This is a genomic window from Paenibacillus sp. FSL H8-0175 (assembly GCF_045040615.1).
Taxonomy (GTDB): domain Bacteria; phylum Bacillota; class Bacilli; order Paenibacillales; family Paenibacillaceae; genus Paenibacillus_AQ; species Paenibacillus_AQ odorifer.
In genome coordinates this window covers 5,576,514-5,592,496 of sequence record NZ_CP150299.1, presented here as the reverse complement: position 1 = coordinate 5,592,496, position 15,983 = coordinate 5,576,514, and the positions used below count along the sequence as shown (strand labels likewise).

Genomic DNA, 15,983 nt, shown 5'->3' with positions numbered 1-15,983 from the left:
CTTGGTTAAGAAATAAGAAATCTAAGAAGTAACACTCCAAGGAGGAGCAGACAATGAGCGACAACCAAACAAATAGCATACCCGCTACTGGTTACCGGGCGCAGGCTATTGAGCCGAAATGGCAAAAGTTCTGGGATGAGAACAAAAGCTTTAAGACAGGAGAAGATCCTGAAAAACCCAATTTTTATGCACTGGATATGTTTCCGTATCCTTCAGGTGCAGGACTGCACGTAGGTCATCCAGAGGGTTACACAGCGACGGATATCGTTTCTCGCTACAAACGGATGCGCGGTTTCAACGTATTGCATCCGATGGGCTGGGATGCTTTTGGACTTCCGGCAGAGCAGTATGCGATGGATACCGGCCAGCATCCACGTGATTTTACCGATAAGAACATCGATAATTTCCGTCGTCAGATCAAATCGCTGGGTTTCTCCTACGATTGGGACCGCGAGATCAGTACGACAGATCCGGATTATTATAAATGGACACAATGGATTTTTATCCAGTTGTATAACAAAGGCCTGGCTTATGTAGCAGAAGTACCTGTTAACTGGTGTGAGGCACTGGGTACGGTACTTGCCAACGAAGAGGTTATCGATGGTAAAAGTGAGCGCGGAGGTCACCCTGTCGTGCGCAAACCGATGCGTCAATGGATTCTGAGAATTACAGAGTACGCTGAGCGTTTGCTGGAGGATCTGGAAGAGCTGGATTGGTCCGAAAGCATCAAGGATATGCAGCGCAACTGGATCGGGAAATCAACAGGTGCAGAAGTGAACTTTAACATTGAAGGTCACGAAGCTAACCTGACCGTGTTTACTACACGTCCAGATACACTGTTCGGAGCAAGTTACTGCGTATTGGCACCAGAGCATGAGCTTGTTGATGTGATTACAACTGAAGCACAGCGTGCTGCTGTGGCAGGATATCGTGAAAAAGCTTCACGTAAGAGCGATCTGGAGCGTACGGATTTGGCGAAAGAGAAGAGTGGTGTCTTCACAGGCGCATATGCAATTAATCCTGTGAATGGTGCGAAGGCGCCAATCTGGATTGCAGATTATGTGCTTGCTGGTTACGGAACGGGAGCAATTATGGCAGTTCCGGGTCACGATACTCGCGACTGGGAATTTGCTAAACAATTCGGCCTGAATATCGTGGAAGTCGTTCAAGGCGGCAACGTTGAAGAAGAGGCTTATTCCGGAGATGGGCCGCATGTCAATTCTGATTTCCTGAATGGACTCAAGAATGAAGAAGCGATTGCGAAGATGATTGCTTGGTTGGAAGAGAAGGGCGTAGGTAAAGGCAAAGTAACTTATCGTCTGCGTGACTGGCTGTTCAGCCGTCAACGCTACTGGGGAGAGCCCATTCCAATTCTGCATTTGGAAGACGGCACAATGAAGACTGTTCCGGTTGATCAGCTGCCGCTGGTACTGCCAGATGTAGAGGCAATCAAACCTTCGGGTACAGGGGAATCTCCACTTGCGAATGTAACAGAGTGGGTGGAAACTATCGATCCTGAGACTGGCATGAAGGCTCGCCGCGAGACGAACACCATGCCGCAATGGGCGGGCAGCTGCTGGTATTACCTGCGTTATATTGATCCGAAAAATGATCAAGAGCTGTGCTCCCCTGAGAAACAAAAAGCATGGCTTCCAGTAGATCTGTATATTGGTGGAGCGGAACATGCCGTGCTTCACTTGCTCTATGCACGATTCTGGCACAAGGTGCTTTATGATCTCGGCGTAGTTGAAACAAAAGAACCTTTCCATAAGCTGGTTAACCAAGGTATGATTCTTGGAAATAATAATGAAAAAATGAGTAAATCACGCGGAAATGTCATCAACCCTGATGAGATTGTGGAAGCATTTGGTGCAGATACGCTGCGTGTGTATGAAATGTTTATGGGCCCTCTGGAAGCAACCAAACCTTGGAATGAAAAGGGTGTAGAAGGAGTTCACCGTTTCTTGTCCCGTGTATGGCGCCTGTTCGTGAGTGAAGATGGTAAGCTGAGCACCAAAATCACAGCAGACGGTGGCACTGACGAGTTCAAACGCACTTGGCACAAGACCATTAAGAAGGTCACTGATGATTTCGAGCATCTGCGTTTCAATACCTCAATTAGCCAATTGATGATTTTTATTAACGATGCTTATAAGCAAGAAACTTTGTCCCAAGAAGCTGCTGAACACTTCGTACAAATGTTGTCACCACTGGCGCCTCACATCGCTGAAGAGCTGTGGCAGCTGCTCGGTCACGAAGGAAGTATCAGCTACGTGGCTTGGCCAACGTATGATGAAGCATGGACGGTGGATGCTGAGGTTGAAATCGTTATTCAGGTAAATGGTAAAATCGTACAACGCGCGTTGATCCCGCAGGATATGGGTCAAGAAGAGATGCAAGCTCATGCGTTGTCACTCCCGAATGTGAGTGCAGCAGTAGAAGGTAAAACCGTACGCAAGATCATTGCGGTTCCTGGCAAGCTTGTAAATATCGTAGTGGGTTAAGCGAAGAACGCAATATTGCCCGCAGCAACGGAGAATTCCGTGCTGCGGGTTTTATTGTTTTCTAACGGTCTACGGGACTTTGAATAATACCGTCATGCCCAAATAACGCATCCAGCTTGGTAACATCCTCATCGTATTTATCATGGGTAGTCATGATGAGACGTTCGAATACGCCCTCAAGGCTAATGCGAAGATGGTTCAGTGCTTCTGCGGTAATCCCACCACGGACAGCTACACGTTCTTGAAGCTCTTGCGGGGTGAATTCTCCTTCTGTTAGCAGCTTGCCTGTTCCAAGCAGCATTTCACCTGCAAGCCGGCTGATTAACGTCTCTTCAATCCCGGTAACTTCCACCGCAGCTTCAATCCAGCGTTCAATGAAATAGCTCAAGAACGCAGGTCCGCAGCTGGAGAAATCAGAAGCGATTCGGGTATGGGCCTCTTGAATTTCCAAAGGAACACCTATGAAAGACAACAGCTGCAGCAGCACGAGCCTGTCTTCTTTATTAAGCCTGCTGCCAAATATGCACAGTGATGTCCCACTTTTGACACAGTGTGTAATGCTGGGGATGATCTTGGCTATTTTGGACGGCAAAGCGGATTCCAGATGTTGCAATTGAACGGGACTTGTAATGGATACGACGATTTGATCGCTGCGGAGATAAGGGCCGATCTCATCTGTTAAGGTTTTGAATTCCAGCGGTTTTACACATAAAAAAACAATGTCACTTCCAGTCGCTGTTTCACTATTGCTTCCGCATAAGTTTATGCCGGGATGACGATCTTCTAGCTCCAGCAGTTTATTCAGACTGCGGTTGCTGGCGAGTACATCGCACGGATTCAGGGCTCCGGAAGAAAGAAAGGCGTCAATCAGCAGGCTGCCCATGCTGCCTGTTCCGATAAATCCAACTTTCACCTGTGGTTCCTCCTTTCTAGCGTTGCTTATTTACTAACTGACATGAATGCTCTTCGTTATATGTATGCAGGATAGACTTGGACAGATGACAGGTTTTGTATGAATTATTAAAGGAGTTTCCAGCCGCAGGAATGTATGAAGATTCACAAAAAGGCATAAGAAGAATTTTTGTGAGGAGGAAAGTAATATGAATAAAGGAAGTATCGTACTCGGAGTGGCTGCTGCTGTAATAGGAAGTGGGCTTTTATGGGCGGCAGGGAGCAAGGGCGATTCCGGGATTGCCGGGTGGGAGACTTTGAATGTTGGTATGGAGCAAGCGGTTGGAATCGCTGAGTCTGGTGCCGCTCCAGCTGCTGGGGGCAGTGAGGGAGGTCATCAGACGAAGGGAAATAAGCTACATTTAGAGAAAGATGCAGGGCAGGCTGAAGCTGCTGGGAATGCTGAAGACGGTGAGAAGGTTAAGGAGGCTGCGCAAGCAGAACAAGCTGACCAAACTTCGGAAGCTGAAAAAGCTTCGACAGCAGTTGCGGGGGAGAGAGCAGAAGGAGCGGGCCAAACGCCAATGGCAGAAGGCCAAGCACCAGCAGGGGCAGAAGTTCAAATGCCAAACATTGCAGGGAAGCAAACGCCGGCAGGGGATAAAGTTGTTGCGGCTAAGGAGACAACTGAGCTTTCCATATCAGCAGCTTCACAGGAAGGTAAAGTAAATGTGAATACTGCGGGTGTTAAGGAGCTGATGGATCTTCCGGGCATCGGAGAAAAGAAGGCTCAGGCAATTATGGATTACCGCAACCGTGCAGGGACCTTTCGCAGCCTGTCTGATCTGGGGAAGGTAAAGGGGATAGGACCTAAAATGCTGGAGAAGTTAAAAGCTTTAGTAATATTTTGAAGATAATAAGAAATGAAGATCGTTGGAAGTGCCACAACCGTTGTCCTAGTGAAAACTTGCGGGGATGTGCTACAATAGTTAACAACTATTTAGAAGGATATGGAGATTGATTATGACTACTGCCTATCGTAAAGACTGGGATACTTATTTCATGGACATTGCCTGTATGGTCTCAACTCGTTCACGCTGCTCACGACGACATGTAGGTGCTGTACTGGTGCAAGGCAAGAAGCTGCTTGGTACCGCGTACAACGGGGCGCCAATGGGCGTACCTGATTGCTCAGAGGCAGGTTGTATGCTCTCGGAGCAATATGAGATGGAGATCGTGGATGGCGTAGAGACTATGGTGAAGAAACAGCGCTGCATTCGCACGATTCATGCCGAACAGAATCTTTTGCTATTCACAGACCGGATTGACCGGGAAGGCAGTACCGTCTACGTGACGGATGAGCCTTGCTGGACCTGTGCAAATATGCTGGCTAATAGCGGTATTGTGGAGATTGTGTATTATCGTCCTTACCGTAAGGATATGGAAAAGGTAGAAGCAATGATGGCTGCCAAAGGCATCGTATTTCGCCAATTGGAGAACTATGAGCCGCCAAGTGAAACGATGATTAAAGTAGCGGAGTAGCTGTATTGTACAACCCTAATTGAATAAGATGGCTTGAGGAAGAACCTCTCGTGCGCTTTTATGGCGTATGCAGAGGTTCTTTTTTTTTATCTTGCGAAAGGAGGAGAGTGGAGGCATGAAGGAGAGACCCTTATTAAGTTTTACAGTGTGCTGGATTGCTGGAAGTGCAGCAGCGTGTTTAGGTTCAGGGTTTAGAACGTGGTTGGCGTGGGCTGGTTTATTAATTTTACTGGTGAGTATGAGGGTTTGGGTGAACATGAGCTGGAAACAGCTGGCGATATTTTGTTTGGCGATTAGTTTATCCGCTGGATATTGGGAATGGAATGAAGGCCGTAATTTAAGTCACCTGCCTGAAGCGCTAGGGAGATTATTGTCGGAGTTGAATGAGACTGCCGTGGAGGCTAAGGGGACGATAGTTTCCGTGGTGGAACGGGACGGGGACCGGGTTGATTTTACGATGAAGCTCTCAGAGTTATCATTGATTACAGAGGAAGATGCCGCTTCACCTGATCCGCGGGACGAACAAGATAAAAGAGTGCATGGGGAGTTAATTATGGTGCAGATCAAACTACTTGCCGAGCAAGAAATCGCTATTGCTGCGGAGTGGCGCAGAGGGGATCAGGTGTCGCTAAACGGTGTACTTGAAGAGCCAGCAACAGCGCGGAATTACGGAGGGTTTGATTATCGGGCCTATTTGCATACGCAGAAGATTCACTGGCTTCTAAAGAGTCAAGGTGCAGAAAATGTACAAGCAACTGCTCCAGATTCATGGAATCCGTTAATGATCTTACGCTGGAATGATAAAGCGCGGGCAGTTCTTGGAGCGGAGACGGATCGGCTGTTTCAAGCGCGCCACTCTGGATATATGAAGGGTTTGGTGATTGGGATGCAGGATGATCTCGATCCGGATACCTTTAAGCAGTTCTCACAACTTGGTTTGACACATATCCTCGCCATTTCAGGTATGCATGTTGCGGTGTATGTTGGTGTTCTTTTATTTATATTCAGGCGCTTACGGATGACAAAAGAAACCACGCTAACAGTCACCTTAGTGCTCGTTCCTGTATACGTCCTGTTGACAGGTGCGGGTCCGTCTATCGTGCGTGCGGGATTAATGAGTATGATTGCATTGCTCGCTGCACGAGTTGGCATGCTGAAGGATGGACTGAATATTTTGGCTGCAGCGGCACTGGTTATGCTGATTTGGAATCCTTACATGCTGCTCAGTGTCAGTTTCCAGTTGTCGTTTCTGGTGACCTTAGGATTAATGGTCTACGTTCCGCTTATGGACCCTCTGCTGAGCGCACTGCCACGCTGGCTTAAAAGCGCCGTCTCTGTGACTCTAGTTGCCCAGTTGGTCTCATTTCCATTGACGATTTATTATTTTAATCAATTTTCTCTGCTGTCTTTAGTGGCTAATCTGGTTTTTGTGCCCTTTATTACTTTTATCGTATTGCCGTTAGGAACGCTTGCGCTACTGCTTGGACGATTGTGGGGAGATGCCGCGATTTTTTTGGCACATATTACGGAGCTGCTGAATAACGTTACTTTTTATGCGGTTGAATGGATTAATGGTTTTGCTGGCGGAGTTCTGATTTGGCGCTCGCCTTCACTGCTGTGGATCGGAGTGTATTATGTCTTATTGTATGGGCTGTTGTATGCTGCCAAGCTAAGAGTAGAAGCCCGCGCAACACCTCAGTATATGGAGGATGAGACGAGGCCGTTAGCTGAGATTGGTTTATCTGTGAACAAGCACGGCGGGTTTGGGAGAACGGGGAGCGCACAGTATTTTTTGGATGAACCTAAGATTGTACGTTGGAGCGGAGCGATTGTTCTACTATCTGCGGTTGGACTGGGCCTAATGCTGTACAAGGGTTATCAGTCAGAACGTCAGGCGGGTAAAGGGACGATTAGTTACCTGGATATCGGGCAAGGCGACAGTATCCTCATCACTACACCAAAAGGAGCTCATATTCTTGTAGATGGTGGAGGAACGTTAAATTTTGGGCAAAAAGAAGAATGGCGCATTCGCCGCAGCCCGTTCGAGGTAGGGGCTAAAGTGTTGGTGCCTTTGCTTAAAAAACGTGGGATCCACCGTCTGGACGCGATTATTTTGACTCATGGGGATCAGGATCATGCCGGGGGACTCCAAGCCGTTATGGAGGCAATTCCGGTTTCGGCACTGCTTTTTAATGGCACACTCGCTGACCGTGAATCTTATATGGAGATGATGCGGACTGCGCTGGAGAACAATGTTCAACTGTATGCCGTACATCAGGGAATGAGGCTTTCCCCGGATGATAAGACGGAGCTGTCCTTTTTATGGCCGGAAGAACAAGATAGAGAGGGAGCAGCGTCAGGTTCTTCTATGCTGAATAGCATCCCACTGTTGGAGGATCAGAACCACGATTCTGTAGTTTTTCGTCTAGAGATGAACGGAAGAAATTTTCTATTTACCGGAGATATGGATCTGGAAGCCGAGGAGGAGATTGTGCAGCAAGCCCTGCAAAAGGGCATTAACGCAGGACCTGCCATTGACGTTTTAAAAGTAGCTCACCATGGGAGCAAAACTTCAACAGGCGAGTCTTGGCTGCAGTTTTGGCAACCAGCTGCTGCGGTGATTTCTGCGGGAGTAAATAATCTATATGGTCATCCGAAAGCTGAGGTATTGGAACGTTTGGAAGTTAATCAAGCTGCTATTTATAGAACGGATCAGCAGGGAGAGATTCAGATGCGTGTGCGGGCCGAAGGGATTATTGTGCGTCATAAGTTGGCGGAGGGAGCGGATTAGGGAGGTAGTCGAGTAATGTGATTGAGCGCTGGGTGGTGTATGTTAATTTTCGCAGACTCTATAAAGTCCCTTTAAAGCCCCTTTAAGGCCCCTTTAAAGCTCCTTTCGTGGTCTTTTACACCACTATAAAACTAAAACCTTGTTTAGTTGCACTTTGTGCAATAGATCGCAATTTAAAGTAGCTGGTTCTTCATTTAGTTGCACTTTGTACACTTAAAATCTGAAAAAACGCCTATTTTTCTAAATTTGAGCAGAAATAGTTGCATGAAGTGCAACTAAATCACTTTATGAGCTGGAAAGATCTTTTTTAGTTGCACTAAGTGCAACTAAACGCTCCATATGAACATATCAAAGCACCTCAATTACATATTATCGTTGTAGCGATACTAACTTTCACATAAGTTCCTGTTACTTGCTGATGATCCCAGTCCATTTGTTCTAGCACCTGCTGTTCTAAGTATGTAACTGTTGTCCCTGTCTAGCACCAGCTGCTCTAATGCTAGTAACTGTTGTCCTTTCTAGCACCAGCTGCTCTAATCCAGTAGCCGTCGTCCTCCTCCAGTAATTATTACGCATGCACAATCTATGTAAACGCTTTATAATAGAGATAGAAGATTCTGGTAAACTCTATGCCTACTTAAACTATGTTGCAAAGTGCGGTGGTGAGAAGCTTGTGTCCTCCGTGTTTTGTAGCGAATTAGGAGATGAAGCGATAGTGAATACATATGCAGAATTTAGAGTCACAGCGGAAAGTGTATATGATGTTCAAGTGGAACGCAGTAATCCAATTGGATATGCTTGGCGGATGATCGCCAGGGATCATGAGCAGGTGTTCGGAAAAGCTCCGGTACAAGGAGCAGCAGCTACTGTAATTATTCGTTATGCGACAGAGGATGATGGCTGCCCGGAATGGGCGGAGGGTTTTTGTTTGCGTTTTACAGGTAGTGAAGAGGATCGGATCTTGCATATTATCGGCCGCGATGAATTGGGCATTATTTATGGGATGCTTCATTATAGCCGCCACGTGCTTGGTGTCGATCCCTTCTGGTTCTGGGCGGAGCTTCCTCCTGTTAAGAAACATGCGATCAATTTACCTATTTCTGATTACAACAGCATTCAGCCAAAGGTACGCTACCGAGGTTGGTTCGTGAATGATGAAGTGTGTCTTATCGGCTGGAAGGAGGATTATCCTCCGACGGCGGAGGTATGGAAGCCTGTTTTTGAAGCGCTGCTGCGCTGTGGTGGAAATATGGTAATCCCCGGGACGGATTTGCCGAGAAACGGAATTCATCATCAGCTTGCGGTGGATATGGGACTGTGGATCACACATCATCATGCGGAGCCGCTTGGCGCGCAAATGTTCCTACGTGCTTTTCCGGGCAAGCAAGCCAGCTATAAAGAATATCCAGAATTGTTTGAAAAGCTGTGGAGAGAGGCCATTGAGCGGCAAAAAGATGAAAAAACACTCTGGGTGCTCTCTTTCCGCGGACAGGGTGATAAACCTTTTTGGGAGAATGATCCCTCTTTTGATACTCCGGAGAAACGGGGCGATTTGATCTCATTTGTAGTTCGCAAGCAATACGATATGATCTGTGAATATGTGGACCAGCCTGTGTGCTGTATGGCGATGTACGGAGAAATTGCGGAGCTGTATAAACAAGGAAAGATCGAAGTGCCAGAAGGTGTTATTAAAATATGGGCGGATAACGGATACGGTAAAATGGTGTCGCGACGACATGGCCATCTGAATCTGCGCGTGCCTGCTCTACCCGAGGCAGGAGATCAAGGCAAAAACGGGGTATATTACCACGTCACCTTCCACGACTTGCAGGCCTCCAATCATCTAACACAATTCCCAACGGATCCGTCCTTTATAGTGGAGGAATTACAGGGGGCATTTGCGGCAGGGGCTAGTGAATATCTGCTAGTGAATTCAGGGAATATTTTGCCTCATCTCTATACATTAGATCTGACAGCAAAGTTGTGGATGGATGGAACAGCAGATGCTGATGAACAGCTTCAGACCTTCGTTAACCGTTTCTACACAGCGCAGCAGGGGCGAATTGCACAATTGTACAAAAGCTACTTCAAAAACACCATAGTATATGGTCCTAATGCTGACGACCGCGCAGGCGATGAATTCTATCATCATCCGGCAAGGCAGATTATAGGGCATTGGCTGCAAAATAAGACGGAGAGCGATGAGCGACTGCGCTGGGCCGCAGGGGATGTTCCTTTTGTAGAGCAGGTTCGATGGTTCAGGGATCGAGCTGAGCGAGTTGTACTAGTCTGGTATCTGCTGCGAAAGCAGTGCCAAGAGGTGATGGAACTTTTACCCGAAAAAGAGAGAAACAGGCTGCATGTTCAACTGCTAGTTCAAATTGAGCTGCATTGGAGCGGGTGCAGAGGGTTATCCTCTCTTTGCCAGGCGTATATGTGTTACCAAGAAGAGCGATTTCCAGAGGCGTTTATCGAAGCTTCTCATGCGGTTTGGGATTATAAGGAGGGCCAGCAGGCTCTTTTACGGGCAGAGATCGGCCAGTGGAAGCATTTTTATCGGGCTGATTGGTTGACCAATATTGCCAACACTATAGATCATGTAGAAACGGCCCGTAAATTTTTGCGGATTCAGGGGGATAGTCCGGATATGTTTCTATGGTATAAGGAATATTTGATGCCCGAGACCGAAAAACATATCTATCTGGAAAATACGCATCGTAATCCGTTACCGGACGATGAGCTTGCACGGCGGCTGGAGGAGAAATTCAGCTCTCTTTAAAAAATATCCACACATCACTAGTGAACGCTTAAACGTTCATCGGTGGTGTTTTTTTATGAATGACCTATTTTTTATTTTACAGGGAACTTTTTCAAGTTTGGAAAGTCTTATTAGGCAAGGGGTGAGGCGAAACATGCTAAGCGAAGATATACCATATACAGCACCGTACGCGCCCGCAATGAGTTTGCGGGAAATGATGGAGGCGTATGGCTCGGATGTGTGGAATTATGCTTTTTTCTTAACTAGAAGTCGAGAGCAGGCAAATGATATCAGCCAAGAAGTGTTTTTGAAGGCGTACAAGAATGTTGGAAAATACCGGGGGCAATCTTCGATGAAAACCTGGCTGCTTACGATTACCAGAAATACGGCCTTCAGTTGGAGCAAAAATAGCTTTTGGCGCAGATTCATAGCTTTGGGTGATCAACCTACTGCTGTTAATGCACCTTCTGCGGAAAAAGAAGCCCTTGGCAATCAGTATGCGAACCGGATCTGGGAAATTATTATGACCCTTCCAGAGAAGAACAGAGAGGTGCTTGTGCTAGATATTCAACATGGATTATCCATTGCCGAAATGTCAGATTTGCTGAATTTAGCACAAGGAACCGTGAAATCTCGGCTCGCGCGGGCGAGAGAGAAGGTTAAAGAGGCTATCCAGAAGGAGGAGAGGGAATGAAACGCAACACGGATGATAGTAATCCAGTGATGATCGGGCAGACGGATTGGTATGCGCAAGCAGGCAAAAATCCTTTCATTGAAGATGGTTTTACGCCTGAGTTAATGATGCGGATCGAACAGGCTGCTGCGAATAAAAGTTCAGCTTACAAACGTTATTGGATAAATAAAAATGTGGTGTTGACCAGTCTGGCTACGATTTTGTTGATAGGTGCGCTTACCTTCCCTATGGGCATATGGAAAAACACAGGGCCAATTCATTCGTCATCCGTTCAGTCACAAGGCGCAGGCATACTGCCTTCTTCTAGTCCTGCAACTAATGATAAAGCAATAGAGCCTCCGACAAGTCCAGTAGAATTTGAGATTAGCGGTAAGAAATACTACATGCCTTTGCCAATGAACAGAGATAAGAGTAAAGCGTATGCCGTTGAGACAACAGCGGGAATCCTTTGGTCGCCGCCACCCCCGATGGTGGACTACAAGAAGCCAAAGTACACACATCCTACAGAACCGTTAACTCTTTACCTGAGCTCGAAGGACCAGACGGAATTATCGGCTTCTTCAGCTACTAGGATTTATACTTTACCTCTTTATGCAGGAGGGGCAAGTACTTATCAATATTTGAGTGGATTTTTTGGAGCGGGCGATTACGCTCTGCTATTTACCTATACGAAGACTATAGGTTCAGGCATTATGGAGAATGGTAGATTTTTTATTCTAAATGTTAAAAAAGCAGCGACAGGGGAATCTGTGGTACCGAAAGAGCTTACGTCCTTTGATTGGGAGCTATTAGAATATAAGTCAATAATCGCAGTGGATAAGGAGCATGACCAGATCGTATTTAGTTACCTAGAATACCCGGTAGATAAGACATACCAAGATAAAACAGTGCTTTATGATATGGAGACCTTAAGCATTCAAACACCTGCATCGACCATTGGATTTAGAGACATTAATGGACAATCGTTAACCATGGAATATGAGATGAATGGGGAACTTTGTAAAGCGGATATTCTTACGAAAGGTGGACCAGGGTGGATAGATGAAGATTGGGCATTTTTATCAGAAGAGCGACAAAATGAGCTGTATCAGGAATTTTACAGTCAGACTCCCTAGTAGATAATTCACTAAATAAAAGCTATACTTTTTGATAAAGTATTTTCTTTTGAGAAGAGTGGAGCCGAAGCGATGAAGAAGTTAACGATTGATGATGTGGCTCAAAAAGCGGGAGTTTCGAAAAGTACGGTCTCCCAATTTTTGAACAAACGTTTTAAATATATGAGCGAAGCGACGAAAAACCGGATTGAGGCCGTAATTGAAGAGCTTAATTATCAGCCAAATGGTCTGGCGCGCAGTCTGAAGCAGAACCGGACGCATATGGTCGGGATCATCGTAGCTAATATTGACTACACGCTGTCAATCCAATGTATCCGGGCGATTGAGAATGAGCTGCAGCATCACGGAATCCAAGTGATCATATGCAACGCAGATGAGAATGCGGAGAAAGAAAGCAAATATGTAGAAACCTTAATCGCTCGTCAGGTGGATGGGCTGATTATTTTTCCTACAGGGAATAACCCGTCTGCCTATAGCAAGCTGGTAGAGGCTGATTTCCCGCTAGTCTTTATGGATCGTCTAGTAGATGGAATCACCACGCAGAGTCTATTGCTGGATAATGAAATGGCGGCAAAGATAGGCGTAGGGCAGCTAATTCAGCAAGGCCATGAGCGGATTGCTCTGGTGTCCCTTCCAATTGGGGAGCATGCGATTACCCCTCGGAAAGAGCGGATTAGTGGCTACAAAAAAGCGATGGAAGAAGCGGGCATAACGCTGCGTGAGGAGTATATTTGCAGTGTATCCAAAGAGGAATTAGCTTCGGGGCTGGAACACTTATTAGCACTGCCGGAGCCGCCAACTGCACTGCTGGCTACGAACGACATCACACTAGCGGAAATTCTGAAATATGCGAATCGAAATGCCATCTCTATTCCAGAACAGTTGTCGGTCATCGGGATAGATGATGCGGAATTCGCGCAAATTTATAATCCGGTCATTACGACAATCCGTCAGCCTGCTTACGAGATGGGGATGCAGGCTGCCAAGATTATACTCTCTTGTATCGAGGATAAGGGAGCTTCTGTTCCAATTACATACCGTTTCCCGCCGACCTTGCAGCAAGGGCAGTCGGTGAAGTCTTACAAATAAGTTTGAACTATAAAAAGGGGAGTGCCCAGCAGCTATTTCTTAGCTTGTTGGGCACTTCCCCTTTTATTGGACCTAACTTTATCTAAACACTAAACTTGGGTTTGATTGGGTAATATTCTCGCGTAGGAAGTCACTATCGGACTCAGCTGACCTTATATGCAGTATAATCCCATATTTGGAGTACTATCGGACCCCATCGCAGCTATCGGCATGGAAAACATGCTAAATGCCCTTTTTCATAAGGAATAGTGTCACTGGAGTCCGAAACTACGCCGCAAAGGTAAAAAAATTGCAAATAGCGTCTTTTGGGTCCGAAAGCCCCAGAGCGAAGTGATTACACTGCTGAAGCATAGCAATAGCAATAGCCATAGCTATAGCCGTAGCAATAGCCATAGCCGTAGCAATAGCCATAGCAATAGCATAGCCATAGCAAATAGCATAGCCATAGCCATAGCCATAGCAATAGCAGCCAATCAGCAACCCAAAAAGCAGAGCAGCGATTCTCCAATAACGGAGAATCGCTGCTCTGTGTCTTTTTGCGATTATTAGACTTCTTGTTGCATAAACTTCGCAAGTTCCTCACGGGTGGGAAGTCCGTCCATATCGCCTGGCGACATGACGGCTAACGCACCGATCGCATTGCCGCGTTTGACGGCCTCAGCAATCGGAAGCTTTTCCAGCATCGCACTGATTACGCCAACCGCAAATCCATCACCTGCACCCACCGTATCAACAACCTGCTCCACCTTGAATCCGTCCACGTAACCTTCCCCAGCAGAGGATTTATAGTAAGCGCCTTCAGGGCCAAGCTTGATGACGACTAAGCTTACGCCACGCTCCAGGTAATAGTCTGCAATCTCTTCGGGTGTGCTCAGTCCGGTAAGGATTTTACCTTCACCGAGTCCCGGCAGGAACCAGTCGCAGCGTGTAGCCAGATCATTGATAGTACTCACCATTGTTTCTGTATCCGGCCATAAGCTAGGACGCAGATTAGGATCCAGAGAGATCGTCTTTCCTTTACTCTTCATAAATTCCATAGCGTGAATAGAAAATTCAAGACAGCTCTTGGACAAAGCAGCGGAGATACTTGTAACATGCAGATGTCCTGCGGAATTGAAGTAGGCCTCGTCGAAATCCTCCAGACTAAGCGTGGAGGCCGCGGAGTTTTTGCGGAAGTATTCGACCTTTGGATCGCCGGTAACCACTTTCGATTTGATAAGCATGCCTGTTGAATACTCTTTAGTAAAAGTAATATTGTCCGTATTAATGTTCTCGTTCTTCATCGCCTGAGCAATGAATGTGCCAAAGTTATCTTCGCCAAGCTTCGTAACATAACCTGTAGGATGATTCAATCGCGACAAGCCTGTAGCCACGTTGCTTTCTGCACCTGCTAATGCTTTGGAGAACGAAAATACTTCATGCAGAGGACCGGCCTCATTCGCATAAAACATCGCCATCGGCTCCCCGAAAGTGACGGCATCCAGCTGTTTACTCATTTTTAGTTCCTCCTAGGGTAATGATTTTATCCCAGTATAATGATTTGTAATTTGAAATTATCACATAAATCGGTTTTGTACAATAAAAGAATGATTGTTAACCAAAAAACTTTTTTCGTAAAAAGAAAATAATGTTTCCATAAACCCTTGTTTTATAAAGGTTTTTCTTAGATTTTATTACTTATTTCCACCTGATGTAATAAAAATGTATTGACTGTTAATCGTATTGTTATTACTATTTCCTTATAGAACAAAACGCAATAATTAGTAAATTAAATAAAAAAGTTTATCTAAAAAAGTATTTCCTGTTTATCTATGATCGTACCAAGAGAAAGGGAGTCTACTGATGAAGAAAATGAAAGTATTGCAGAATGTGGCATCCGTCGGGGTTGTAGCGGTTATTCGAGCAGATAGTGCTGAGGAAGCTTTTAAGATGTCCGTTGCTTGTATAGAAGGCGGTCTAAATAATATTGAGGTAACTTTTACTACACCAGACGCGGATGTGGCGATTAAGAGATTGGTTGCTGAGTACGGAAGTCGTGCGGTGATTGGCGCCGGAACTGTCTTGGACCCCTTAACAGCTAGAATAGCCATTCTTGCAGGTTCAGAGTTTGTCGTTAGTCCCTCCTTTGAAGTGGAGACAGCTAAGATGTGTAATCTTTACGGCATTCCCTATATGCCTGGTTGCATGACATTAAATGAAATGAAGGAAGCGCTGAAGTACGGCGTGGATGTGCTTAAATTGTTCCCTGGCAGTGCTTTCGGTCCGGATTATGTAAAAGCGGTTAAAGGTCCTATGCCACATGTAAATATTATGCCGACCGGTGGCGTGGATTTGAACAATATGGAGAAGTGGATTGCAAACGGCTGCATGGCTGTGGGCATTGGGGGGAATTTGACTGCACCGGCGAAGAATGGCCGATATGATCAGATTACCGATCTTGCTGCCCAATATGTGGCGAAGTTTAAAGAAATAAAAGGGATTTAATGTATAGTTCGAACGGAGATTGAAATCCAGATTCGCGTTTTTATTTATAGGCTGTGTGGCTGACAAACGTTGGCCATGCAGCCTTTTTATGTTGATTTTCTTTGAGCTGTCCATA

The 15,983-nt window shown here is 46.1% G+C and carries 12 protein-coding genes; 9 read left to right on the top strand and 3 right to left on the bottom strand.

Annotated features, from left to right (window positions below; genetic code table 11):
* Positions 1 to 53 precede the first annotated feature (53 nt).
* Positions 54 to 2,504, top strand: coding sequence for a leucine--tRNA ligase (gene leuS, locus MHH46_RS24820; protein ID WP_076193256.1), 2,451 nt, complete (start codon positions 54 to 56; stop codon positions 2,502 to 2,504).
* Positions 2,505 to 2,565: 61 nt separating this feature from the next.
* Here leuS and comER read toward each other — a convergent pair whose 3' ends face one another.
* Positions 2,566 to 3,417 (bottom strand): late competence protein ComER, encoded by an 852-nt coding sequence (comER, locus tag MHH46_RS24815; RefSeq protein ID WP_036677548.1) that lies wholly within the window; start codon positions 3,415 to 3,417, stop codon positions 2,566 to 2,568.
* 187 nt (positions 3,418 to 3,604) lie between these two features.
* Between comER and MHH46_RS24810 the strand changes: the two genes are divergently transcribed.
* The 7 genes from MHH46_RS24810 to MHH46_RS24780 all read left to right on the top strand — a co-directional run bounded on the left by MHH46_RS24810 (position 3,605) and on the right by MHH46_RS24780 (position 13,384).
* Positions 3,605 to 4,306: a ComEA family DNA-binding protein gene (locus MHH46_RS24810; protein WP_076193258.1), complete on the top strand. Its 702-nt coding sequence runs from the start codon at positions 3,605 to 3,607 to the stop codon at positions 4,304 to 4,306.
* Between the two features lie 112 nt (positions 4,307 to 4,418).
* Positions 4,419 to 4,937 (top strand): dCMP deaminase family protein, encoded by a 519-nt coding sequence (locus MHH46_RS24805; protein ID WP_076137388.1) that lies wholly within the window; start codon positions 4,419 to 4,421, stop codon positions 4,935 to 4,937.
* Between the two features lie 115 nt (positions 4,938 to 5,052).
* The gene (locus MHH46_RS24800) at positions 5,053 to 7,728 is read left to right on the top strand and encodes a ComEC/Rec2 family competence protein (protein ID WP_076193260.1); all 2,676 of its coding nucleotides are present in this window, start codon (positions 5,053 to 5,055) and stop codon (positions 7,726 to 7,728) included.
* A gap of 715 nt (positions 7,729 to 8,443) precedes the next feature.
* Entirely contained in the window at positions 8,444 to 10,507 is a 2,064-nt protein-coding gene (locus MHH46_RS24795; RefSeq protein ID WP_256717217.1) for a glycosyl hydrolase 115 family protein, read from the top strand.
* A gap of 133 nt (positions 10,508 to 10,640) precedes the next feature.
* The gene (locus tag MHH46_RS24790) at positions 10,641 to 11,180 is read left to right on the top strand and encodes an RNA polymerase sigma factor (RefSeq protein WP_076193263.1); all 540 of its coding nucleotides are present in this window, start codon (positions 10,641 to 10,643) and stop codon (positions 11,178 to 11,180) included.
* A complete protein-coding gene (locus tag MHH46_RS24785; RefSeq protein WP_076193265.1) occupies positions 11,177 to 12,295 on the top strand; it encodes a hypothetical protein in 1,119 nt (372 codons plus the stop codon). Before MHH46_RS24790 ends, MHH46_RS24785 begins: the two co-directional genes overlap by 4 nt.
* A 72-nt stretch (positions 12,296 to 12,367) precedes the next feature.
* Positions 12,368 to 13,384 carry a LacI family DNA-binding transcriptional regulator gene (locus tag MHH46_RS24780; RefSeq protein WP_076179378.1) on the top strand — a complete coding sequence of 339 codons (1,017 nt, stop codon included), beginning with the start codon at positions 12,368 to 12,370 and terminating at the stop codon, positions 13,382 to 13,384.
* A gap of 267 nt (positions 13,385 to 13,651) precedes the next feature.
* Here MHH46_RS24780 and MHH46_RS24775 read toward each other — a convergent pair whose 3' ends face one another.
* Together MHH46_RS24775 and MHH46_RS24770 are read right to left on the bottom strand one after the other, a co-directional pair.
* Positions 13,652 to 13,795 carry a hypothetical protein gene (locus tag MHH46_RS24775; RefSeq protein WP_405132528.1) on the bottom strand — a complete coding sequence of 48 codons (144 nt, stop codon included), beginning with the start codon at positions 13,793 to 13,795 and terminating at the stop codon, positions 13,652 to 13,654.
* A gap of 134 nt (positions 13,796 to 13,929) precedes the next feature.
* Complete coding sequence (locus MHH46_RS24770; protein WP_076129690.1) at positions 13,930 to 14,880, bottom strand: sugar kinase; 951 nt, start codon at positions 14,878 to 14,880, stop codon at positions 13,930 to 13,932.
* 346 nt (positions 14,881 to 15,226) lie between these two features.
* Here MHH46_RS24770 and MHH46_RS24765 point away from each other — a divergent pair, with 346 nt between their 5' ends.
* Entirely contained in the window at positions 15,227 to 15,868 is a 642-nt protein-coding gene (locus MHH46_RS24765) for a bifunctional 2-keto-4-hydroxyglutarate aldolase/2-keto-3-deoxy-6-phosphogluconate aldolase (protein WP_038572952.1), read from the top strand.
* Positions 15,869 to 15,983: the final 115 nt, after the last annotated feature.